Source organism: Rahnella bonaserana, from assembly GCF_019049675.1.
GTDB lineage: Bacteria > Pseudomonadota > Gammaproteobacteria > Enterobacterales > Enterobacteriaceae > Rahnella > Rahnella bonaserana.
The window spans coordinates 33225-56911 of sequence record NZ_JAFMOW010000061.1 but is presented as its reverse complement, the minus strand read 5'-3'; the positions used below and the strand labels follow the sequence as shown (position 1 = coordinate 56911).

Annotated in this window: 26 protein-coding genes; 21 read left to right on the top strand and 5 right to left on the bottom strand. The window is 49.2% G+C overall.

The window, feature by feature from the left end; genetic code table 11:
• Positions 1-93: 93 nt before the first annotated feature.
• From J1778_RS10835 to J1778_RS10825, 3 genes are all read left to right on the top strand, one after another.
• A complete protein-coding gene (locus J1778_RS10835; RefSeq protein ID WP_032693557.1) occupies positions 94-651 on the top strand; it encodes an OsmC family protein in 558 nt (185 codons plus the stop codon).
• A 158-nt stretch (positions 652-809) separates the two neighbouring features.
• A complete protein-coding gene (locus J1778_RS10830; protein ID WP_024359925.1) occupies positions 810-1379 on the top strand; it encodes a TetR/AcrR family transcriptional regulator in 570 nt (189 codons plus the stop codon).
• Positions 1380-1395: 16 nt separating this feature from the next.
• The gene (locus J1778_RS10825; RefSeq protein ID WP_032693558.1) at positions 1396-1737 is read left to right on the top strand and encodes a carboxymuconolactone decarboxylase family protein; all 342 of its coding nucleotides are present in this window, start codon (positions 1396-1398) and stop codon (positions 1735-1737) included.
• A 127-nt stretch (positions 1738-1864) separates the two neighbouring features.
• Here the strand turns inward: J1778_RS10825 and J1778_RS10820 are convergent, their stop codons facing one another.
• Complete coding sequence (locus tag J1778_RS10820) at positions 1865-2767, bottom strand: LysR substrate-binding domain-containing protein (RefSeq protein WP_032693559.1); 903 nt, start codon at positions 2765-2767, stop codon at positions 1865-1867.
• 142 nt (positions 2768-2909) lie between these two features.
• Here J1778_RS10820 and J1778_RS10815 point away from each other — a divergent pair, with 142 nt between their 5' ends.
• Positions 2910-4229 (top strand): 6-phospho-beta-glucosidase, encoded by a 1320-nt coding sequence (locus J1778_RS10815; RefSeq protein WP_048284451.1) that lies wholly within the window; start codon positions 2910-2912, stop codon positions 4227-4229.
• A 121-nt stretch (positions 4230-4350) separates the two neighbouring features.
• On the opposite strand, the gene J1778_RS10810 is transcribed toward J1778_RS10815, so the two are convergent.
• Positions 4351-4680, bottom strand: coding sequence for a thioredoxin family protein (locus J1778_RS10810; RefSeq protein ID WP_015697014.1), 330 nt, complete (start codon positions 4678-4680; stop codon positions 4351-4353).
• 291 nt (positions 4681-4971) lie between these two features.
• On the opposite strand from J1778_RS10810, the gene J1778_RS10805 reads away from it, so the two are divergent.
• Positions 4972-5814: a helix-turn-helix transcriptional regulator gene (locus J1778_RS10805; RefSeq protein WP_038423118.1), complete on the top strand. Its 843-nt coding sequence runs from the start codon at positions 4972-4974 to the stop codon at positions 5812-5814.
• Here the strand turns inward: J1778_RS10805 and J1778_RS10800 are convergent.
• Entirely contained in the window at positions 5798-6361 is a 564-nt protein-coding gene (locus tag J1778_RS10800; protein ID WP_032693561.1) for a YbhB/YbcL family Raf kinase inhibitor-like protein, read from the bottom strand. The genes J1778_RS10805 and J1778_RS10800 overlap by 17 nt on opposite strands.
• 368 nt (positions 6362-6729) lie before the next feature.
• On the opposite strand from J1778_RS10800, the gene J1778_RS10795 reads away from it, so the two are divergent.
• The 4 genes from J1778_RS10795 (at position 6730) to J1778_RS10780 (ending at position 10295) form a co-directional block, all read left to right on the top strand.
• Positions 6730-7836, top strand: a complete 1107-nt coding sequence (locus tag J1778_RS10795) for an alkene reductase (RefSeq protein WP_217173174.1) — start codon at positions 6730-6732, stop codon at positions 7834-7836.
• A gap of 81 nt (positions 7837-7917) precedes the next feature.
• Positions 7918-8619: a DsbA family oxidoreductase gene (locus J1778_RS10790; protein ID WP_126795942.1), complete on the top strand. Its 702-nt coding sequence runs from the start codon at positions 7918-7920 to the stop codon at positions 8617-8619.
• A 62-nt stretch (positions 8620-8681) separates the two neighbouring features.
• On the top strand, positions 8682-9455 hold the full coding sequence (locus J1778_RS10785) for an SDR family NAD(P)-dependent oxidoreductase (protein WP_044265962.1): 774 nt from the start codon (positions 8682-8684) through the stop codon (positions 9453-9455).
• Positions 9456-9542: 87 nt separating this feature from the next.
• Positions 9543-10295: an alpha/beta hydrolase family protein gene (locus tag J1778_RS10780; RefSeq protein ID WP_007374395.1), complete on the top strand. Its 753-nt coding sequence runs from the start codon at positions 9543-9545 to the stop codon at positions 10293-10295.
• 244 nt (positions 10296-10539) lie between these two features.
• On the opposite strand, the gene J1778_RS10775 is transcribed toward J1778_RS10780, so the two are convergent.
• Entirely contained in the window at positions 10540-11034 is a 495-nt protein-coding gene (locus tag J1778_RS10775) for a thioredoxin family protein (RefSeq protein WP_217173173.1), read from the bottom strand.
• A 187-nt stretch (positions 11035-11221) separates the two neighbouring features.
• Here J1778_RS10775 and J1778_RS10770 point away from each other — a divergent pair, with 187 nt between their 5' ends.
• The 12 genes from J1778_RS10770 (at position 11222) to hxlB (ending at position 21931) form a co-directional block, all read left to right on the top strand.
• On the top strand, positions 11222-12070 hold the full coding sequence (locus tag J1778_RS10770; protein WP_103072764.1) for a DMT family transporter: 849 nt from the start codon (positions 11222-11224) through the stop codon (positions 12068-12070).
• Positions 12071-12200: 130 nt separating this feature from the next.
• Entirely contained in the window at positions 12201-13424 is a 1224-nt protein-coding gene (locus tag J1778_RS10765) for a MalY/PatB family protein (protein ID WP_217173172.1), read from the top strand.
• A gap of 34 nt (positions 13425-13458) precedes the next feature.
• On the top strand, positions 13459-14811 hold the full coding sequence (gene gorA / locus J1778_RS10760) for a glutathione-disulfide reductase (RefSeq protein WP_217173171.1): 1353 nt from the start codon (positions 13459-13461) through the stop codon (positions 14809-14811).
• A 90-nt stretch (positions 14812-14901) separates the two neighbouring features.
• Positions 14902-15663, top strand: a complete 762-nt coding sequence (gene dsbG, locus J1778_RS10755; RefSeq protein WP_103072817.1) for a thiol:disulfide interchange protein DsbG — start codon at positions 14902-14904, stop codon at positions 15661-15663.
• A gap of 223 nt (positions 15664-15886) precedes the next feature.
• Positions 15887-16198 (top strand): hypothetical protein, encoded by a 312-nt coding sequence (locus tag J1778_RS10750; protein ID WP_217173170.1) that lies wholly within the window; start codon positions 15887-15889, stop codon positions 16196-16198.
• Between the two features lie 198 nt (positions 16199-16396).
• Entirely contained in the window at positions 16397-17365 is a 969-nt protein-coding gene (locus J1778_RS10745; protein WP_015697025.1) for a sugar-binding transcriptional regulator, read from the top strand.
• 419 nt (positions 17366-17784) lie between these two features.
• Positions 17785-18234 (top strand): PTS galactitol transporter subunit IIA, encoded by a 450-nt coding sequence (gatA, locus tag J1778_RS10740; protein WP_217173169.1) that lies wholly within the window; start codon positions 17785-17787, stop codon positions 18232-18234.
• A gap of 18 nt (positions 18235-18252) precedes the next feature.
• On the top strand, positions 18253-18546 hold the full coding sequence (locus J1778_RS10735; RefSeq protein WP_015697027.1) for a PTS sugar transporter subunit IIB: 294 nt from the start codon (positions 18253-18255) through the stop codon (positions 18544-18546).
• A 24-nt stretch (positions 18547-18570) separates the two neighbouring features.
• Entirely contained in the window at positions 18571-19824 is a 1254-nt protein-coding gene (locus J1778_RS10730; RefSeq protein WP_020439340.1) for a PTS transporter subunit IIC, read from the top strand.
• A 24-nt stretch (positions 19825-19848) separates the two neighbouring features.
• A complete protein-coding gene (gene rpe, locus J1778_RS10725) occupies positions 19849-20493 on the top strand; it encodes a ribulose-phosphate 3-epimerase (RefSeq protein ID WP_047607862.1) in 645 nt (214 codons plus the stop codon).
• 109 nt (positions 20494-20602) lie between these two features.
• A complete protein-coding gene (locus J1778_RS10720; protein ID WP_024359911.1) occupies positions 20603-21355 on the top strand; it encodes an SDR family NAD(P)-dependent oxidoreductase in 753 nt (250 codons plus the stop codon).
• A 15-nt stretch (positions 21356-21370) separates the two neighbouring features.
• On the top strand, positions 21371-21931 hold the full coding sequence (gene hxlB / locus J1778_RS10715) for a 6-phospho-3-hexuloisomerase (RefSeq protein WP_049112345.1): 561 nt from the start codon (positions 21371-21373) through the stop codon (positions 21929-21931).
• 225 nt (positions 21932-22156) lie between these two features.
• Here hxlB and J1778_RS10710 read toward each other — a convergent pair whose 3' ends face one another.
• Entirely contained in the window at positions 22157-23665 is a 1509-nt protein-coding gene (locus tag J1778_RS10710; RefSeq protein ID WP_038423126.1) for a sugar ABC transporter ATP-binding protein, read from the bottom strand.
• Positions 23666-23687 lie beyond the last annotated feature (22 nt).

The window sequence follows — 23687 nt, the reverse complement described above, 5'->3', positions numbered from 1 at the left end:
CACCTCAATCTTAAAGTAATCTACCATCTAGTAGGTTGATTGCGTTTGGCACCAACCTTATCTTTGAGATCACTCGACACTTCAGGAGTTGTCATGACTAATTCAAAAAAACCTTTTGCTGACGCTAATGTTATTCGCGGTACACGAGAAGCTATTCGCCAGCAGCCAGAGCTGGGCAATCTCACCTTTAACATGAAGAGTAAATCCAACGGTGGGGTATCCGTCCGTGTGGAAACTCATGCGACTATCCAGAACGGCCAGGTTGATACCAGTCGCTCCGGAAAATTTGCTAATGTTGGCGATGAACCTGCTGATTTATCGGGTACTGATAGCGGTATGGGCCCAGCTGAGTACATTTTGCAGGCACTTGCCGGCTGTTATACCGCGACTCTGACTGTGATGGCGGCAGAAAAGGGCATTGAGCTTGATGGTATTGAACTTGACCTGAACTTCGACATTAATCTGAACGGTTTCCTGGGTCTTGACGAAAAAGTTCGCAACGGGGCGAAAGCGATCCGTGTTGGCGTTAAGCTCTCCAGTCCGACCGCCAGCCGTGAACAGCTTGAAGAAATGGTTCGTGCACTGCCAGAAAGCTCGCCGATCCACGATACGTTGGCGAACCCGGTCAGTATTGATACCCGGTTGGTGTAGGTAAACCTCAGAGAGGGAAATGCCTGATGGCTATTAACCCCGACCAAAACGCGTTATCAGAGAAGGTTAAATCGCTGTTGTGAACTGATGTCCCCTTGCAGGGAACAACAGGCGCAGATAATATCTACCAACTAGTAGATTATAATTGTGAGGATTATATGTCAGTCATGACACGAGAAAGGCTTCTGAATGAAGCGGACCATCTGATGCGCGAACGGGGTTACTCTGCATTCAGCTATGCTGATTTGTCAAAGAGCATTGGTATCACCAAGGCCAGTATTCATCACCACTTCCCAACAAAAGACGTTTTGGGCGAACAAGTGGTGATTCAGGCCCATACCGATACCAAAAACCGATTTGAACAGATTGAAGCGACGGAGAATACGGTTGCGCAGATGCTTACCGCCTATGTAGAGCTTTTCATCGAAAGCTATCGCACGTCGCGTATGCCGCTGTGCTGTGCTTTGTCTTCGGAAATGGCCAATCTGCCACCGAATATCAGAGTACAGGCGACCGAATATTTCGATATGCAGATTGCCTGGTTGACCAAGATTGTCAGCCGTGGTGTTGATGCAGGGGAGCTGACTGCTGACCTGCTGCCATCAAAAATGGCTCTGCTTATTTTGAATTTATGCGAGGGCGCTAGCGTTGTTTCCCGGGCGATTAATAAGCCTGAGCTTTTCAACGATACGCTTGAACAGATCCTAATGATTGTTAAAAGAAAATAATTCTGGAGATGACCCCATGTTAGATTGGAATGAATACCGCTCAGAAGTGATGCAACGTGTTGGTGATCTGGGTAAGTTGACCCCGGAAACACTAAAAGGCGTCATGGCTTTGGGCAACGCCGGCAATAAGACCAACCTCCTGGGCGCGAAAGTGCGTGAACTGATTGCACTGGCTTGTGCGGTGACGACTCGCTGTGATGGTTGCATCGCCGTCCATGCCGAAGCTGCCGTTAAAGCTGGCGCCACAGAAGAAGAAATTGCTGAAGCCCTGGGTGTGGCAATCAACCTGAATGCAGGCGCTGCCGTTGTCTATTCCGCACGTACGCTGGATGCGATTAAGCAACTGAAAGCGCAATAGTTATCGCGTTGAAAATATAAAAGGGCATGACTGCCCTTTTTTCACTTCTGACATACATTTTCATCATGCTCTCTGGCATTAGGTCTGATATGGCTTACATTGCCCTTTATCAGAACGAAAACAGACTTTATTCCTCGTTAAACACATTTCTTACCCATTCGGCCAAAGCCTGAACGCCCGGTCGGTTAAGGTTTTCTCGTGGCATAATGAGGTCATATCCTCGCCCGGCGGGTATTTCTATTTCAAAAGGGGCAATCAGTCGGCCCTCATCGAGGTAATGTCGAATGAGTCGTTTTCTGCCCATGATGATACCGCCGCCATTGAGTGCCGCTTCAATAGACATCTGACAATTGTTGAAGCTCAAAAAATTATCTTCAACAGGCAGGTTTTTGCCAGACTCCCTGCACCATTCTCGCCATTCGGAAAAAACATTCTGGGAGTCAACGGATTCAGACGTATGAATGAATGGGACTTCAGCTAACCAATGGTTTGCTTGCCTGATTTTTTTTGCAAGAGATGGAATACAGACGGGAACCAGCGTCTCTTCAGATAACCGTTCGCAGTAGAGATCGGGGTATTTCAGATTACTGTAGTAGATAGCGACATCTACCCGTTCAAGATTAAAATCTACCAGACCGGCTCTCACTCTGAAATTGATATTCAGCCCCGGCCACCGTTCGGTAAATACCGGTAAGCGCGGCATCAGCCAGAGAAAAGCGAAGGTAGGTGGAAGGCCGACAGACAAGGTTCCTCTCAGCCCCTGCACGCGAATATCTTCTATTTCATCACTGATGCGTTTAAGTGAAAACGCGAGTACGCCAAGTAAACGCTCCCCTTCATCGGTCAACTGAAGCTTTCTGGTCATTCTAATAAACAGTCTGAATCCGAGCATGGATTCAAGAGAACGAATGCGTTGGCTAACGGCCCCTTGCGTCAGATTGAGAGTAGTCGCCGCCTTAGTAAAGCTCATATGCAGTGCTGCCGTTTCAAACGTATGCAATAGTGCCAGTATGTTCTGTTGAGCGAGCATTCATCATTTTCCTTCTTAATTTTCTCTTATGCATTATTTACAGTAATGCTTACCCCGGAATTGATCGTTTGTCCACTAAGCCCCTTGTCCTCTTTAATTGGCCCAACAGACGTCCTGACAACAACGATGAGGGGAATATCTAATGAAGGGTCTTAAGTTAGTGGTTATTGGAGCGGGTTCAAGCTACACACCTGAACTGATGGAAGGCATTATCAAGCGTCAAAATGAATTTCCGATCCGCGAGTTATGGCTGGTTGATATTGAGGATGGCCGTGAAAAAATGGCGATTATCGCGGGCCTCACCCGACGGATGCTGGAAAAAAATGGGCTGGATATACCGGTTTATGAAACCCTTGACCGCACAGAAGCACTGCTCGGTGCCGATTTTGTTTGTTCTCAGTTCAGGGCCGGCTGCCTGGACGCACGGATCAGCGACGAAAGGATATCGCTGAAATACGACATGATCGGTCAGGAGACCAATGGTCTGGGTGGATTTGCCAATGCATGCCGCACTATCCCGATTGCATTGGCTATAGCGAAAGAAATGGAACAACTGTGCCCGGATGCCTGGTTGCTGAACTTCACCAACCCGTCGGGAATGGTCACTGAAGCGATACTGAAACACAGCACAGTCAAAACCGTAGGGCTGTGCAACGTGCCTGTTATTATGCAAAAGGGTATTGCCAGTGCTTTAGGTGTCAGCGATATCAATGAATTTATCATGCAGGTCGCGGGACTTAATCACTTCATTTTTGCGCGCCATATTTATCATGAGGGTAAGGATAAGCTTCCTCAGGTCATTGAGCTGATTTCAGAGGGGAATGATCCGTTGGTGCCTAAAAATATTCCTCCTTTCAAATGGCCGGATCGGTTGTTGGCGAATATGGGAATGATACCTTGCCCCTACCTGCGTTATTACTACATGAGCGACGACATGTACCGTCAGGAGCTTGGCGAAGCACAAGGGGAAGGGACTCGTGGTGAGATCGTAAAGGAGCTCGAAAGAGAACTATTCGAAATTTATCGAAACCCGGAACTCGCCGAGAAACCGAAAGCGCTGGAAGGTCGGGGAGGGCAGTACTATTCGGATGCGGCATGTGAATTGATGAGCGCAATATATAACGACAAACGCATCATCATGCATGTCAATACGCGAAACGATGGTGCGATTGCGGGCCTGCCGGATGACTGTGCGGTTGAGGTCAGTTCAATGATCACCCGTTCTGGACCGATACCACTGAATGTCGAACCTTTCCCGGAAGATGTACTTCGTCTGATTCAACTGATGAAAAGCTTTGAGCAATTGACCATTGAGGCAGCCATCAGTGGTAATCGGTATACGGCATGGCGTGCCTTGGTTATTAATCCCCTAGTCAAAAGCGGTCAACTGCTTGAAAATGCATTGGATGAAGTGATCGAACATAACAAAGCGTTGATGCCGGCCTTCCAACGCAATAAATAACGCTAAGCAGACTGGTCGGTTATTTTATAACAAAGCGGTTATCACTCTGAACGAGAGGTAACCGCTTGCCGATGATGCATCAGACCGCTAAGAGACTTTTTTAAACATAGATAAAAGGGCATCACTGCCCTTTTTTCAGCTCTGACAATGCTTGCTGATAAAACCCTGCCGATTTAACACCCGGTATACGCTGGACCAACTGCCCATCCTTGAACATCAGTACGGAAGGCAGTCCCCAAATTTCATATTTGGTGGTCAGTACCGGTGCCAGATCCACATTCACTTTGCCGACTTTGACGTCGCTTTCTATCTGCTCGGCAAAATGGTTAAAAATGTCTTCGCTCATCTGACAAGGTGGGCACCAGGGGGCAGAGAAGCGCACCACCGCAACCCCTTCATGCCTCTCGATTTCTCTAAAATTATCTTCATTGTAAAGGGTTAATTCACGCATCATTCACTCCTGCAGGATGTAACTTGATAGTAATTCTACCTACTAGTTGGTTTGTTTAATTAACATAAAAAGCTATCATCGATAGAAAGGTGCTTAAGCGAAGATAATGCCATGTTTTATCAATGGATAAGCGTCATCTTATGTGGACGGCGTGCTGAGGATTATGATATTTCACTCCATCTGAATGAGAAAACTGACGTATTGTAAAATCGGGATTACTTTATAAAAAAGCAAGCCCATCCATAAAGTGTCGGCCTACAGGGCAGGCCTATTCCTTTTCGTAAGGCGATGATGGAAAGAACATTATCCAGTCGTATTAATGTGGGGAGTACAGCGCATGTGCTGCATACGCAGCCCCTGATGATGTGCCATATCACTATAGATGAACCCACAATCATCCTGGTCCGCCATGGCAGGAAAATAATCCGCTGGGCGCAAGAGGAGATAACGCTGGAAGCGGGGGACGCGGTGGTCATCGGGGAGGGGCACTCTTTTGATATCATCAATACACCATCACCTTTAACGGGTACGTACGAAGCATCATGGCTGAGTTTTTGTGCCGATTTCGTCCAAAACTACTGCTTCATGCATGCCCCACGTATGAGCATGAACGAAGCAAATAAAATGGCAGAGCCAGGCAACAGTTTTCGCCAGGCCTTTTATCACACTGCGGAGGCCATTACAGATACTGAAAACATACCTGAAAGTATCGTGGCCAGGCGTATGGAAGAGATGCTGAGTTGGCTGGATGAATACCGAATTTTCTTCGCGCTGAAACAACATACCGGACTGGCGATAAAAATCCGCAAACTCGTTGCAGCAGACATATCACAAGACTGGAATACTGCGCAGGTGGCGGCTGAATTGGGTATGTCGGCCACCACCCTGAGACGCCATCTGCATGCCGAAAATACGTCATTCACCCATCTGGTGACTGACATTCGCATGTGCCGCGCCCTGACACTTTTGCAGGTGACCGATCTTTCAGTCACCCGCATATCCCTGGAAGTCGGCTATGAAAATCCGTCTAAGTTCGCCGCCAGATTTCGAACTCGCTTCGGATTCAGCCCCAGCCTGGTCCGGGTTTCCGGCCAGGCTATCGGCAACCTGGCTGCGGTTAGCGGCCCTGCGTAATCTGAAGATGGGCTTCGCCCAGTGAGTTCGCTTTTGCCATAAAGCCGACCAGGGCGGGCGTCGAGTCCGCCGTTATTCCCGGAAGTTTGTCGACACGAAGTGCCGTCAGCGTAATCTCATAACGGTGCGTTTCACCCTTCGGCGGGCAAGGGCCGCCATAACCCGGGATACCGAAATCAGTCCGGGTCTGAAGAGCCCCTTGCGGGAGATTTTTGTTATCCGCCGTTATCCCAGCCGGTAACGAGTGAAGAGATGAGGGAATATTCACCACCTGCCAGTGGATCCAACCGAGGCCTGTCGGCGCATCCCTATCATAAATTTTGAGAGCGAAGCTTTGAGTTCCTGCCGGCGCGCCACTCCAGTTAAAAGAGGGGGCAAGGTTTCCACCGCTGCACCCAAATCCATAAGGTGAACTCAGGGTCTGAGCTGCGGGGAAACGGTTTTTTTCAAGCTCATGACTTGTCAGCGTAAAACTGGCTGAAAAAGCGACCTGGCTCGACAACGCCAGGCATAATGTACTGATAACAGTAAGGTGAAGTTTGGACATTTACTCTTCTCCATCGGGGTGATTAATATCCCAATGATAAGGGGAGAGAAAGACTCCTCGCCGCCCTGAACCGGCCAGTCTTAGCTCCATAACGCTCAATAATGATATTTGTAATTCCCTGATTTCACAGGATGACGACCATCTCACCGACGGGAGCTCACCTTACACAGCATTCCCTGTGCCTGTCTCCGGTGACAAAAGGACAGCATGATTTGTTCTTTTACCTATTGACCAATCAACTAGTAGGTAGGTATAGTGCAGCCATACGCTTAACCGGCATCAGGAAGCGATCGTCAGCTCCCCGGCCCGCTAAGTATTAACTCCGGCCCCAGCGGGGCTTTTCTCACTTTCGCCTTGCGAGGTATACGATGAGTAAGTTGTTCACCCCCTACAATCTGTCAGGCATGCAGTTAAAAAACCGCGTGGTCATGGCCCCGATGACCCGCACCCGCACAATGAACGACGTGCCGGATGACGTCGTTGCACTTTACTACGCCCAGCGCGCCTCTGCGGGGCTGCTTATCACCGAAGGCATGCCTGTTTCTGAAGAAGGGCGCGGCTATCTGTATACCCCGGGGATCTACAACGCTGCACACGTTCAGGGCTGGCGCAAAGTGACCGATGCGGTACATGCGAAGGGCGGTCGTATTTTTGCTCAGTTGTGGCATGTGGGCCGGATGTCTCATACCTCAATTCAGCCGGGCAACATCGCGCCAGTTTCCGCCGGTACCGTACAAGCGGTTAACACCACCGTCTTTGCACTGACCAGGTCTGGCGAACCGGGGCCTGTCGTTCCAAGCCAGCCGCGTGCGCTGGAAACCGCAGAAGTTCGACGCGTTACCGCTGACTTTGTCCATTCAGCGCGTCTGGCAATGGAGGCCGGGTTTGACGGCGTGGAAATCATGGCGGCTAACGGCTTCATTTTCGACCAGTTCCTCAGCAGTGAACTGAACCCTCGCACTGATGAATACGGTGGCTCTGTGGAAAACCGTCAGCGGTTCCTGCTGGAAACGGTTGATGCCATCTCTGCGGCTATTGGTAGCAATAAGGTGGGCTTGCGCATTTCACCGTTCGGGCGGATTTACGACCTGGCGCCTTATGAAGGTGAAGAAGATATTTGGGCAAGTATCGCTGCGGCCCTTGGCCAACGTGAGCTGGCTTATGTGCACCTCTATTATCAACCTGTTTATACCCAGGCACCGGTACCTGCCGGTTTCAAAGCCGCGTTCCGTAAAACTCTGGGGGGCACCGTTATTGCCGCCGGCGGCTTCACCCGCGAGATTGCCGAAACCGCACTTGAGACAGACGAACTGGATCTTGTTGCGTTTGGCGTGCCGTACATCGCCAACCCTGATCTGGTCGAAAGAATGCAGAACGGCTGGCCGCTGGCTGAAAGCGATCGCACGACGTATTACGGCGTGACGGGGTCGCCGGAAAAAGGCTACACCGATTATCCCGCCTGGGAAGCCAACTAACGCCACGAAGCCGGTGGTATTTGCGGTGCCCACATAAAGAGGCACCGCCAGACGACATTAATGGGGGATTCAGGAGCCAATATGCAAACCCTTAAGCCGATTATTACGATAGATATCTGGTCAGATCTGGTCTGCCCCTGGTGTTGGATTGCCAAAAAGCGTTTCGAACAGGGCCTTGCCGCCTTTGAACACAAGGAACAGGTCGTGGTCCGCCACCACAGTTTCCGTATTTCCGGCGACCGGCCTGCCGTGCCGTTCCGCAAAGCCCTTTACAAGAAGTTTGGCGGGGAACATGGGGCGGAACTGATGATGAATCAGGTGGGCACGGCCGGGAAGGCAGAAGGGCTCCAGTATAACTTTGACACCATGCTCTTTGGCGATACCGAAGATGCCCATACGCTGCTCGCGGCTGCACGTCACGCCAATATGGGCGACGCCATGGCAGAACGGTTTTATCGGGCCAGTGTGACTGAGGGGCGTTCCATTTTCGATCCGCAGGAGCTCATTGCGTTAGCTACCGAAGTGGGCATGTCCAGAGCCGACGCTGAGAGTGCCCTTGCCAATGAGGCCTTCCGTGCATCGGTGGCCGAAGATGAAGCCCATGCCCGGTCGATCGGGGTCAGCGGTGTCCCGCTGTTCCTGCTCAATGAAAAATATGCCATCAGCGGCGCGCAATCTGCGGACAACTTCCTGAACGCGTTGAAGCAAATCTGGGAAGAAAAAGCGGCTGAATTGGCAAAAACCGACGGCCAGACCTGCGGCGCTGACGGTTGCAGCATCTGAAATCTGAACGAGCTGGCTGCTTGACTGCCGGCAAATCTACCCTGCAAATAACGGAGTTCAAAATGAGCGATTACTTTAAAGGCAAAAAACTGCTTGTCGTGGGTGGCACCAGCGGCATGGGTCTGGAAACGGCGCGTATGGTGCTGAAAGCCGGTGGCAGCGTGGTACTGACGGGCAATAAAAAAGACAAGGCAGAAGCGGTTCAGAAAGAGCTGAGCCCACTGGGTTCCGTGTCCGTGATTGCGGCAAACCTGATGACCGAAGAGGGCATGAACGCCATTCGTCAGGAGATTAATGCTAATCATCGCGATATTAGCCTGATGGTCAATGCGGCCGGGATCTTCATGCCGAAAGGCTTTACCGAGCATTTGGAAGCCGATTACGACATGTACCTGATGTTGAACCGGGCAACCTTCTTCATCACGCAGGACGTGGTGAAGAATATGCTGGCCGACGGCCGTGAAGGGGCGATTGTGAACGTGGGCTCCATTGGCGCGCAAGCCGCACTCGGCGACTCACCGGCTTCCGCGTACTCCATGGCCAAAGCCGGTCTCCACGCCTTGACACGCAACCTGGCCATTGAGCTGGCCAGTGCGGGTATCCGCGTGAACGCGGTCTCGCCAGGGATCGTGCATACCCCGATTTATGAAGGCTTCATGGCGAAAGAAGACATTGCCGGCGCAATGCAATCGCTGAACGCTTTCCATCCACTGGGGCGTGTCGGCACGCCGGAAGATGTGGCCAATACCATCTTCTTCCTGTTGTCCGACAAAGCCTCTTGGGTGACTGGCGCAATCTGGGATGTCGATGCCGGTATCATGGCCGTTCGCAGATAAGCTCGTCGTAACCTCGCAAAGCCGCCCCATGATGGGGCGGCTGATAGGCATCTTGCTTGTAATTCAACCATTCTTAAAGTTAACATAATGAAAAAATTGAAATTTACCTTCAAAAATGCAGAAGGTGAGGAACTTGCCGGGTTGCTTGAATTGCCAGAAAATCCAAAAGCCTTTGCCCTGTTGGCGCACTGCTTTACCTGCGGGAAGGATCTGAAAGGTGCTGCACGCATTGCCAGGAAACTGACAGAAAATTCAATTGCGGTGCTTCGCTTTGATTTTACCGGGTTAGGCAACAGCGAAGGCGATTTTTCCAATACCAATTTTTCCTCGAATATTTCTGACCTGCTGTGCGCGGTCGATTATCTTCGTCGGGAATACGAGGCTCCTTCGCTGCTGATTGGTCACAGCCTTGGCGGTTCGGCAATCCTCTCTATTGCAGCCAAAGTGCCTGAAGCCAGAGCGGTCGTAACCATAGGTTCGCCAGGCGAATTGACGCATGTACAGCGGTTGTTCAAAGACAATATCGAAGATATCAGGAACCATGGCGCTTTCCCGGTAGAGCTTGCAGGCCGGGTATTCACGCTCAAAAAGCAAATGCTGGATAACATTCAGGAGCATAAAATAGCGGAGAAGGTATTTACCATGAACAAGCCGCTGCTGATTTTTCATGCTCCCAATGATGATACCGTGCTGATTGAACAGGCAGAGAAAATTTTTAAAGCCGCCAGACACCCCAAAAGCTTTATCTCACTGGGTGAAGCAGATCATCTTCTGACGCATCCTCAGGATGCGGAATATGTTGCCGGGATTATCGTTGCCTGGAGTTCTGCTTACATTTAAAGGGCGTGTAAAGCTTCGTGAAGCTGCAGGTGCTGTCGTTGGCCACTGAATAAATGGGCGTAGCATTTTGGTTGCACATACAAGACTGCGTAGCATGCTTTCTTTACGCGAAAAAAGCCCTGCTTAGATGCAGGGCTAAGGGCATTGTTGCTATGGTTTATTTTTATAATTTCCCTGGCATTGCTCAACTTCCAGGTTTATTACCTTCAAGTTGAGATTCAATTAATTTAACTTTAACGCTCTCTTATTTTCCTGGAAAAATTGAAGTCAATTCGCGGGCGGTATCGACCAGAAGCTCACCGTTTTTGTAACTCTCGCTCACTTCTCCGTTCTTGCCGATAGCGGTTTTAGGCCGTTCAATAAACGGCCCCAGCGGAGTCGCGTTCTCATCCAGTACCACTGCAAACGGAATTTTGACTTTATCGACACCAAAGTGTGCTTTAAAGACGGCTTCGGCCTTGTCGCGGGTGATAATACCCAGACGTATTGCCGGCGTTGACGCGGCAATGGCATGGATTACAGGCAAGTTTTTATGGCAGTCGGGGCACCACATTTCAGCAGCTACCAGAATGCTGTACGAACCCGGAAGTTGCGAGAGCTTACTGATGACATCGTCAGGTAATGCCTCGTTCGCAAGCCCCTCAAAATGCCGCAATGCGTTGCGGTCTTCTTCTGCTCCTCTGCCAACAAATTCGTTATAATCTGATGCTGCTTCGAGCAGTACGTTGAAATCTTGCATATGTTCTCCTTTGTTAGTAACGGGTCTACGGCTTCACATAAATCTGGCAATGATAAAGGCCAATGCTCCGGGCATGACCTGAAAAGGCGTACCATTTTAGTGTCTGGCTGCCATAAGTAGATATTGCCATCCTACCTACTAATTGATAGATTATCACGTAATTTGTTAATTTTGAGGCGTCACGCTGATGGGGCGGTCTGTTGGATTCAAGATAGTGATAGCAATGATGGCATTCGCAGCCAATTCCGTGCTCTGTCGGATTGCGTTGAAAGGCGAACATATTGATCCGGTGACGTTCAGTGACCTTCGCCTGATGAGCGGGGCGGTGGTCTTGTTACCACTGTTGTTGAGACGTGAGGGGAAAAAGCAGGGCGTCTGGAGCTTGAAAAGCGGGTTCTTTCTTATGGCCTACGCCCTGTGTTTCTCCCTTGCCTATATCCATTTGGATACAGGAACAGGTGCTTTGCTCTTGTTTGGCGTTGTGCAACTGGCGATGGTGGCTCATGGCCTTTTCCATGGGGAAAGGCTGTCTTTTTCCAGAGCAACGGGGCTTGGGCTGGCTGTAGCCGGCATGGCTGCTCTTCTCTTACCTGGTGCCAAAGCGCCCCCCTTGGGCAGCGCTGTTCTGATGGCGCTTTCAGGCCTTGCCTGGGCGGCTTATACCCTCTGCGGAAAGCGCTCTCCTGATGCTGCGCAGGCCACTGCGGCAAACTTCATCCTTGCTGTACCTTTTGCCTTGGTGTTGTCGCCGTTCATTAGCCAGGGAGCGCACTTCGACGGTATCGGAATTGTCCTGGCAATACTCTCTGGTGCCGGTGCTTCTGCCGGAGCCTATGTACTCTGGTATTCACTTTTACCTCGTCTTGAGTCTGTTGCAGCCAGTACGGTTCAGTTGAGTGTGCCCTGTCTGGCGATGCTGGGAGGCGTAACATTTTTGGGCGAGTCACTGAGCCTCAGAATGGCATTTTCAACGCTGGCAGTCCTTGCGGGCATTCTGTTGGTGATCAAGGCACCGGGTCAGAAAATACGGCACTGATATCAACGTGCCAGTCATGACTTGATCACTCTACAAATGGTTTTTTAGGTTTTAAAGCAATGGAATATCTAATCGTTAGCAAAATCAGTGACGCTGTGACCTCTTTGGATAAACTAATCGGGTAACCTCTATGAAATACGATTTTGATGAAGCAGTGGACAGAGCAGGGACAGACAGCTTAACCGTCGACGGCTGGCGTGAATATATGTTTGGTGCCCATGAAGGCCCCGCGCCGGAAGTACCGGCCAATGGTTTTATAAACCTCTGGGTAGCAGACATGGCTTTTTCCACCCCCGAGCCGGTGCTTGAAGCCATACGTTCCCGGTTAGATAAAAAAATTCTTGGCTACACCCGCGTTTATGACAGGGACTACTATGAGATTTTTGGGGCCTGGTGTGAAAGGAATTACGGATACCGGTTTAAGGAAGAAAGCATTGTTTTCTCCCCCGGTATTATCCCTGCACTTAACCGATTGGTGCCGTTACTCACCCACGAAGAAGATAGCATCCTCATCCTGACCCCTTCTTACGCACCGTTTAAAAAAGCCGGAGACTATAGCGGTCGTCGCGTCGTCGATTGCCCGCTTAGAAATAACGAAGGCCACTGGGCGGTAGATTTTGAGGCAATGGAACAAGCCCTGAGCGATGACCAGCAGCGAATTAAAGCCTTCTTTCTCTGTAACCCGCATAATCCCACCGGGCGAGTTTGGCGACGTGATGAGTTGCAGAAAATGATAGCGTTATGCCTTAAACATGATGTGTGGGTTATTTCTGATGAAATCCACTGTGATTTATCCCGCTCGGGCGTCACGCATATTCCCGCCGCGTCAATTTTTCCTGAAAATCATAAAATTATCACCTGCATGTCGACCAGCAAAACGTTCAACCTGGCGGGTAACCTGCTTGCAAACATCATGATCCCTGATGCCTCAGTGAGAGCCGAATGGCTTCGCCTGCATGATGATTTTATCTCTCCGCTGAGCCTGGTGGCTAACAAGGCCGCCTGGTCCGAGTGCGATGAGTGGTTGACTCAGGTCAGGCACTACATTGACGAGAACTTCCGTTTTCTGCAGGACTACCTGGGGACATATCATCCGCTGGCCCGTTTTATCATTCCGGAAGGGACTTATCTTGCCTGGATTGATATCTCTCGTCTGGTAGATGTCAGTAATCAGGAAGAAGTAACCCTCTTTTTTGCCAGACATGCGGGTGTATTGCTTGAAGGGGGGCAAATGTTTGTCAGTAACGGCGACGGGCACATCCGCCTTAATCTGGCTTGTCCACGCGCTATGCTTGCTGAGGGGCTCAACCGTATAAGCAAGGCATTGAGTGCGAGTTCTGGCGATGCTACCTGAACGATGACCGCAGCGATGCTGCCTGGAGAACAAAATGACGAAACACTATGACTATATCGCGATTGGTGGTGGTAGCGGTGGTATCGCCTCAATCAACCGTGCGGCGATGTATGGGCAGAAATGCGCTTTGATAGAAGCGCGGGAGTTGGGCGGGACTTGCGTCAATGTGGGGTGTGTACCGAAAAAAATAATGTGGCACGCTGCGCAAATCGCAGAGGCCATTCATCTTTATGGCCCAGACTATGGCTTCGATACCACATTAAACCGCCTCGACTGGGCTAACTTGCTAAAAAACCGCAGTGCCTATATCGATCGTATTCATACTTCATACGAAAATGTGTTGGGTAAAAACAAGGTAGATGTCATCAAAGGTTTTGCCCGTTTTGTGGACGGACATACGGTGGAGGTCAACGGGGAAACGATTACCGCTGATCATATATTGATAGCCACCGGTGGTCGCCCTAGCCATCCCTCTATACCGGGGGCGGAATACGGAATTGATTCAGATGGTTTTTTTGCGCTTGAGGCGCTACCGGAGCGCACTGCAGTTGTTGGTGCAGGCTACATTGCTGTTGAACTGGCAGGTGTTCTCAATGCATTGGGGTCAAAAACCCATTTGTTCGTACGTAAGCATGCGCCTTTGCGCAGTTTTGACCCGTTGCTCTCAGAAACACTGGTTGAAGTCATGAACGTCGAAGGCCCAACGTTGCACACCCAAGCGATCCCCACTGCAGTGGTCAAAAACCAGGACGGCAGCCTGACACTGAAGCTGGAAGATGGTCGTGAACAAACGGTTGACTGTTTGATCTGGGCGATTGGCCGTGAGCCAGCCAATGACAAGTTGAACGTTGAGATGGCGGGTGTTGAACTCGATGAAAAAGGGTACGTCAAAGTTGATAAATATCAGAATACCAACGTGCCGGGTGTTTACGCGGTGGGTGATAATACCGGTGCGGTTGAGTTAACACCGGCAGCTGTTGCTGCGGGCCGTCGCCTTTCAGAACGCTTGTTTAACAACAAGCCGGATGAGTATCTGGATTACAACAATATCCCCACAGTCGTCTTTAGCCACCCAACAATAGGTACCGTTGGCCTGACTGAACCCCAGGCGCGTGAGGAATATGGTGATGATCAGGTGAAAGTTTATCAGTCATCTTTTACCGCCATGTACACCGGCGTGACGCGTCATCGCCAGCCATCCCGCATGAAGCTGGTATGTGTGGGGTTGGAAGAGAAAATCGTCGGTATCCACGGTATCGGTTTAGGCATGGATGAAATACTGCAAGGTTTTGCTGTTGCGCTGAAAATGGGAGCAACGAAGAGAGACTTCGACAATACCGTGGCAATTCACCCAACTGCGGCAGAAGAATTTGTCACGATGAGATAATGGTGAGTAGTGCTATTTAGCACGTGACGGGAGGGCCGGAGGTTTGTTAGACAACGGCCCGTAATGAGTACGTATTATACTGGGATAAGAATGAACAAATACATCCTCGCGTTATCTGCTGCACTTATCGGCTCGCAGGTTCAGGCAGCAACGCCCGCAGCGCTTCCCGCACCGATCAAGCAGTTGGAAAAACAAGGTATAGAAATAATCAAACCCTTCACGGCTCCCGGTGGGGTTCAGGGCTGGTTGGGAAAATATCAGGGAACGGGGGTGACAATTTATCTGACCCCCGATAAAAAACATGCCATATCAGGTTATATGTACGATGAGAATGGAAGTAACCTCAGTGAACAGGTCATAAAAGAGGAGATTTACATCCCTGCTGGCCGCGAGATGTGGAAAACACTGTCCAAAGCTGCCGGTATCACGGAAGGCAGTAATAATGCAAATTGTCAGATTGTCGTGTTTGCCGATCCTTTCTGTCCTTACTGTACAAAATTCAGACAGGAAGTGCAGCCCTATATTAAGGACAATAAAATCGCTATGAAAACGCAGTTAGTGGGTGTCATGCAGCCCGACAGTGGCCGTTACGCGGCTGCGATATTGTCTTCTGAAAACCCCGCGAAGGTCTGGCAGGATTTCGAGTTGTCGGGTGGCAAAAACAAGCCTGCACTTTTGGAGAAAACGCCGCAGCCGATTTTCTCGCAGATCCAATACAACCAGAAATTGATGGAAGATGTGGGGGCAAGCGGTACGCCAGCAATTTATTATCTTAACCACGCCAACATGCTTCAACAGATCGTCGGTCTGCCGGACCAGGAACAGATGGCCAATCTTATAGCGTGTAAATAGTTTCTGAGTCACTGGCTGCGAAATGGGTAAATTCACACATGGATGTGGGGATTTTATGAGTACACCCCTTAAAATCCTATTTTTATCTTGTGCTTATGTGGCTATCAGATCTTTTCGCTATGTGTTTTGTACTGATTTAGAATGGCGCAGCGCAAAGTGAACGGATTGAAATGTAAATCAGCTACCCTAACTAACGAAACCCGATGCAACCTGGAGAAAAGACATGAACAGAGCTCAATTGTTTTCTTATCTTTTTTTAACGGGATTTTCCGTTATAGCCTTTGCCTGTCAGGGAGGTGAAGGCGGGAAAGGCGGAACTGGAGGAAAAGGGGGATCCGTGGTAATCGGTAATCAAAACGGTGGAGCTGGTCTTAATGGAAAAAACGGAAAATCTGGGATGAATGGTTGTCCCGGTGGAACTCAGGCCGCACCCGATGGGCATTTTTATCTGCGAGGAACACAAGAGCAATGTAACCCGTTTCACGCCAAAAAACAGAAATCACAGGCCACAGCGTCACTGATTCAGAGCACATAATGTAAAGCCTTGCCACCGTCTAAAAAACTCTGGTCTCTTCACCCATTATCATCAGATGTGTCAGCTATCACACCGCCAAAAGATAAGACTCATTTGCTCATGTCAAAAGAGCAGGTAAAAGTGTACTCTTATGAGTAAATTGCAGGGGTAACAGTTTAACTCAGCTGATATTGTCTTTGGATGAAGATGGAATGCTCTATGCCTAAACGTATAAAAAACAGCCGCTGGTCAGGTTACGATCCCCGCTATATCTATTCTCTCGTCGTCCGACGTTACTTTGTTGAGATGAAGACCAAAACTGAGATTGCTGAAGAACTCGAGATTTCGAGATTTAAAGCGGCGCGTCTTATCGATGAGGCAATAAAGGAAGAGTATGTGAAGTTTCTCTTTCCAAAGCAGCAACTGCTTGACGAAGAGATCGCACTTAATCTCTGCGGAAAGTATGGTCTGCAGAAGGCAATCGTGCTTTCCGTGTCAGAATCCTGGTCCAATCAGGAAGAACTGAATGAGAAGCTGGGGGGTATCACTGCAAGTTATCTCAACAATAATCTCGCTGAGGGAATGAAGGTTGGTATTGCCTGGGGACGCGTTTTATCCAGCACAGTGAGTCAACTCACCAGCTTGCCTGCATTAGATGTTGTGCAGCTATCTGGCGTTCATCCGGGCATTGAATTTAGCCAGGGCCCGATCGACCTTATCCACAGACTGTCGACTATCTCTCAGGGCAAGGCACATCCTATGTATGTGCCGATGTGGGTGGATGATGAAAGCCTGGCCCAAAAACTGGCCAGTGATCCGGCTGTGGTGGATACCCAACAATATTATTCTCAGCTGGATGTTGTCATCACCGGTATTGGCGCCTGGAAAACGGGCTCATCCAGTTTGTGTGATATTTTTCCCGAGTCGTGGCAAAAAAATCTGTTTGAGAAAGATATCGCTGCGGATGTCTGCATTACTCTCGTTAACAGTAAAGGCGAGATCCTTGATAGCCCGATGAGCCGTCTTGGGTTTGGTATTTCAACCGAACAATTGCGTAACACGAAAACCGTGATTGGTGTGGCGGGGGGAGAACAGAAGTATGAAGGCATCGTCGCTTCCCTGAAGTCAGGCCTTTTAGATGTGTTAATCACTGACTTCGATACTGCGGTGAAGCTTGTCAATTCCTGATTGAAATAGATCCCGGAACATCAGCAACAGGGGCGTAGCCCGCGCCCTTGACCACCTTCCTCTCAGGCATGCATTAGGCACTGCTATCAGTCATTCTGTAAACCCTCATGACTTAGATCAGAGCATGGCCAAATCCTCTGACATAGGTCAGTTCGCATATATAAACCTTCAAAAAATCTATTATCCGTCTGATTTATAATAAAAATTCTACTTCCCCTCTCCGGTTGACTTGATTGATCTAGAAGATGAATTACTCGATATTGCTCATATGAGCAATTATTTGCGTGCACTTATGCATTTATTTTGTGATCAGCTTATAACTTTTGCATGTTTTCTGTTTGCGCGGAAAATTGGCATGTTATAACTGCTCATGTGATCGATAATGTTTGCTCTAATGAGCAAAAAAGCGAGGTGAAAAGGTGAGTACAGTCGCTATTAATGTTGCAGATGGTGCAGCATTCAAAAATTACGATGAGGTGCTGCAGCACATCCATGAAAAGCTGTATTCAGAAGGGATAGTGAAAAAGACCTATCTGGCAGCACTGCGCGAACGCGAAGCCATGTATCCAACCGGTATTTTGCTTGATGGTTATTCTGTGGCGATCCCACATTGCGACAGCAACCAGGCCAACAGCCCGTCGATTTATATTATTCGCTTACCTGAACCGGTTCAGGTTGATCAGGCTGATGGCGACGATAAATTGTGGGTCAAACTCATTATCAATCTGGTCGTTACCGATCCGGCTAATCAGTTGCAACTGCTGAAGGCCCTTTTTAGTAATCTTCAAATGGAAGACTTTTATCAAAATTTACTTGAGCTTCCTGCCGAGAAAGCGCAGGCACTTTTTATTTCCACCGTCATGCAATAAGAGTTCAGGAGCATAATGATGATTAATATCCTCGTAGCCTGCGGGAGCGGTGTCGCAACGTCAACTATCGCTGCTGATGAAGTGAAATCCGTGTGTACAGAATATGGCATTACTCAGTTCAAAATAAATAAATGCAGCATGTCAGAACTTCCTTCTGAATTACAGAATGCTGATGTTGTGTTAACCACGAATAACTACAAAGGTGATATCGGAAAACCGCATATGAGTGTGGCCGGGTTTATCACCGGGATTAATGAAGCTGTGTTACGAAAAAAATTAGGGGATTTATTAACAGAGCTGGCTAAAAACTAATAAGAAAACACAGGGGATGACAAGATGGACATGTTAAAAAACATAATGCTAACGATAACAAGCATGGGGGCAACGGCAATCCTGCCACTTGTCATCTTCATTTTGGGTTTGGTTTTCCGCATGAAAGTCGGTGCTGCCATTAAGTCTGGTATCACCGTGGGTATCGGTTTCATTGGTTTAGGTTTGGTTGTTAATCTGTTGAGTACGTCCCTGCAGCCGGCAATTGCCTACTATTCAAAACTGGGAAGCGGATTCACTGTGGCTGATATCGGATGGCCTGCGGTGGGCGCGGCTGCATGGGTGGCACCCTTTGCCGCTTTAGTTGTTCCAGTGGGTATTATTCTTAATTTGCTACTTGTTCGTCTTAAATTAACCAAAACGCTGAACGTTGATATCTGGAATTATATGCATTTCCTGGTTCCCGGCGCGCTGGCCTATTTCGTGTTTGACAGCTTCTTTATCGGTTTTGGCGTGGCAGTCGCACTTAGCGTTATCGCTCTGTTTATTGGCGATTTAATTGCTCCCCGTTGGCAGAAATATTATGGCCTGGAAGGGACGACCTGTACCACCATGATCCATATAGGCTGGACATTACCTTTTGCACTGCTGGTCAATAAAATTATCGACCTGATCCCCGGCCTGAACAAGCTCGACGTTGATTTGGAGAGCGTACAGAAACGTCTGGGTGTGTTTGGTGAACCCGCTATCATCGGTGTCATTGTAGGTTGTCTGCTTGGACTGCTGACGAAACAGCCTGTGACCACTATTGTCCCGATGGCAATGGGGGTGGCTGCGGTAATGGTGCTCCTGCCTAAAGTGGTGGGTGTCCTGATGGAAGGACTGTCTCCAATTGGGAAAAGTGCCAAAGAGATTATGCAAAAGCAGATGGGTAAAGACGCCGAACTGAACATCGGTATGGACTGTGCCCTGGCACTGGGCGACCCAGCGACCATCACCGTCACCGTTATCACCATTCCGTTGACCATGCTTTGCGCACTGATTTTACCGGGGATCATGATTTTCCCCATCGGCGTTCTGATGTCAATCATCTATATGACAACCATGACCGTAATGGCCAGCAACGGAAACGTCATCCGCTCAATTATTTCAACCTTACTGTTCAGTATTGTCGTGATGTATTTAGGAGGGTATGTGGCTCCGGGTGCAACCCAATTCCTGCATGGCGCAGGCGTCGGCTTGCAGGGGCAGGGTACTGACTTTGTACTGACTGGCCCGTGGGAAGTATTGACGTATTGGTTGAGCACTGTATTCCATTGATTTTAAAAATGAGGTTTGCTTACCATGGCACAGATTTTACCATCAATTTTTGGCGCGAATATCTTAAGTCTGCAAGATGAGCTGCGTTTTTTAGAAGAAGAGAACACTGAAATATTGCATGTTGATTTAATGGATGGAACCTTTGTAAATAATATTGCCTTTGGGCCGAATCAAATTTCTGCAATGAAAAAAGCCAGCAAAATGACTTTCGACGTACACATGATGCTGGCTAACCCTGAAAGACATATTGATGATGTTATTAATACCGGCGCAGAAATGATCTCAGTGCATTATGAATCAACGCCGCATGTGCATTTTATTTTACAGAAAATAAAAAAGGCCGGGCGAAAAGCCGGTGTGGTCATCAATCCGGGTACGCCTGAAAGTGTTCTGGAATATTTGTTGGACGATATTGATTACATCCTGATTATGACCATTAACCCGGGGCAACCCGGGCAGACTTTCATCGAGAAAAGCCTCGAGAAAATTAAGAAAACCAGAGAAATGATTGCTGGCCGGCACATTCAAATTGAAGTCGACGGTGGCGTTAATCTGGAAATAGCGAAAAAAGTACAGGAGGCGGGTGCTGATTTAATTGTTGTCGGTGGCGCATTATTTAATGACAACCCTAAAGCAAGCTATCAGGCATTAAAGTCTGTCATGCATTAAGTATCCAACATACATTCACGCGCTCTTAATTGAGCGCGTAATCATTATGTAGACCGCAGACGTGGGGGATTTCTCTCACGTTAAGTACAAAGATTCAGGAGAACAACCGATGAGTCATTTTGAAGGTAAAGTTGCGCTAATTACCGGTGGTGCGCATGGGATTGGTAAAGGAATTGCAAAACAATTCGCCGAACGCGGTGCGCATACCGTCATTGTCGATTATAACGAGGCTAATGGCATCAAAACTGCGGAAGAACTGACCTTTGGCAATGTTAAATCGCTCTTTGTCAAAACGGACGTCTCTGATCCGCAGGCACTGGCTGAAGTGCGCAGAAAAGTTATCGAGGCTTATGGCCGTATCGACATTCTGGTTTTGAACGCAGGTGTCGCTTTTGCTAATAAAGTCAAAGACATTACTTTCGAAGAGTGGAACAAAACACTCTCAATCAACCTGACGGGTTTATTCAATACGGTCAAAGCCTTCTACGATGACTTCTTAACTAACCAGGGTTCAATCGTTTACATCTCCTCAGGTTCTGCGCTGTCAGGTACCGGCGGGGGGGTGAGCTATCCGGCCAGTAAAGCGGGGGGTGAAGGTCTTATTCGTGGTCTGGCGAAGGAGTTGGGTCCAAAAGGTGTTAACGTCAACGCTATCGCGCCGCGTCTTATCGACACCGGCGAAATGATGCGTGTTAATTACCCGACGCAGGCAGATTTAGACGCAGTACTGGAGAAAATTCCGGTCCGTCGTCTGGGCACAATCGATGATGTCGCAAACCTGGCCATCTTCCTTGCTGATAAGTCAAATTCTTACATCCAGGGACAGACGATCCTCATGGATGGTGGCCGTACAATTGCCTGACCGGAGGAAAAGAAAATGGGTGTTCAAGAAAATACTGTGAGTATTCTCAGGGAACTAGAACAAAACGCGCTCAATATCGACAATGATCAGGCACAGCATTTTATCGGGAAGATCCGTAATGCGAAGCATATTTTCCTGCAAGGTGCAGGGCGCAGCGGTATTGCCATCCGCGCGTTCGCTAACCGTTTATTGCATTTAGGCTTTTCGGTCAGCGTAGTCGGGGAAATTTCATCACCTCATACGAAAGCGGGTGATTTGTTAATTATTGGTTCAGGCAGTGGCGAAACAGGCAGTCTCAAGAGCCTTGCGCAGAAAGCCGTTGAGTGTGGTGTCGACGTGGCGCTGGTCACCATGAAGAAAGACTCTGCGATTGGCCAGTTGGCCAACTGCGTGCTGGTATTACCGGGAACTGTCAAAACTGAAAACGATCGCACTCTGGGCCAGTTTTCGCAGCCAATGGGTTCCTCTTTCGAGCAACTCTGCTTTATCACCTACGATGCCATCGTGCTTGAACTCATGGACCAACTGCGTGAAACCAGTGAAACCATGTTTAAACGACACGCTGATTTTGAGTAATGACACTGAGCGCTTCGCCGGAAGCGCTCATTCGTTTATAACATCACATCATTAAAATTAACGTGCTGAATGTGTTGCCCTGCATTGTCTCTGCGTATACCCGAGATGTAAAAGTCTGCCATTTTTTTTGCCCTCTCGCCGCTGGCACGTTAATTAAACGCTGAAACAAAAACGGCCAGCTAAGCTGGCCGTTGGAGATGCGTTCTGTTCCGGGGAATGAGTGCCCTAAGCCTGGGCTTCAGCATGCACCCATGCGGCTTTGCGAAGATCTGCGGGTTTAAGGTCGCGTGCAGGAATGATCACACCATCGCATTTACCCTGTCGGAACACCGTAATGGTATCTGCCACGTCCAGCAATTCCTCTTCCTCGCTCGATACCACGATGACGCAGCAGCCTTTATCTGCCAACTGATGGATGATGCGATAAATATCCGCTTTTGCCCCAATGTCGACGCCTTTGGTCGGCTCATCCAGCAATACCAGATTGGCGTTTTGCGCAATGACCCTGGCGAGCAGAACTTTTTGCTGATTGCCTCCGGAAAGCGATTTAATCGGTCCGCTCAGCGTTCCCAGCGTATTCATCTTGCTCAGCAACTCAGCGGCGGCCTGCCGCGCAGCGCTGTGACTGACAAATCCGCCAGAACGGAATTTTTTCAGAACCGGCAGCATGGCGTTGGCATAGCTCGACATCTGAGGAATGAAGCCATCTTTTTTACGTTCTTCTGTCAGGTAAGCAATCCCCTTATCAATGGCTTTTGCCGGTGAAGAAGGATGGTATTCTTTGTGACCCAGCCGGATGTCACCACCGGTAACGGTTTCCAACCCAAACAGCGTCTGGCACAAGCGCGTTCGCCCTGCGCCGGCCAGCCCGTATATACCCAAAATTTCCCCGCGATATGCCTCAAGGTTGATGCCTTTCAGGCGATCAGTCTGCAGGTTGGTGACCGAGAGCCAGGGTTTGCCCATCGCGCCGCGTATCAGACTACGGCTGTTAGACGGCGCCTGATAGGCATTTGCGTCGCCCACAATAGCGTCAATGATGGCGCTTTTGCTCAGCGTCTTTTTGCCTTCGTTGTAAATCACCCGGCCGCCGCACATGACGGTCGCTTCATCACAAACACCCAACACTTCGTCTAATTTATGAGAGACCAGCACTACGCCAATCTGCTTTTCGCGTGCGATACGTTGTACTGCCTGCAGCAGTTCTTCTGCCTGCGCACCTTCCAGCGCGGTTGTCGGTTCATCGAGGAAAAGAAAACGGGCGTCGCGATCAAGGTTAGAAACCACTTCCAGCATCTGCTTTTCAGGATGTGACAGATTTTTGACCAGCGCGGTAGCGCTGAAACTCAGATGGTAATCATTTAGTACTTTCTCGGTATGCGCGATCATACTTGCATCATCTATAAAGCCACTGCCTTTACGACATTCACGTCCGAGAAAAAGGTTTTGCCAGACGCTCATGCCGGGAATGAGACGGAGTTCCTGATACACACAAGCAATACCTTTGTTGAGTGCATCCCGTGGCGAAGCAAGGTGCACCGGCGTTTCGCCGATCATCAGCTCTCCACTATCCTGCGTGTTAACGCCCGCCAGGATTTTCAGTAGCGTTGATTTACCCGCTCCATTATGGCCAAAGAGGCCGTGGATCTCGCCAGGCTTTACGCTGAAATCCACACCGTGGAGAACCTGCACACCCGAAAAACCGATTTTGACCTGCTTCGCCACATAATTCATCATTCTTCGCCTTTCACTTAAG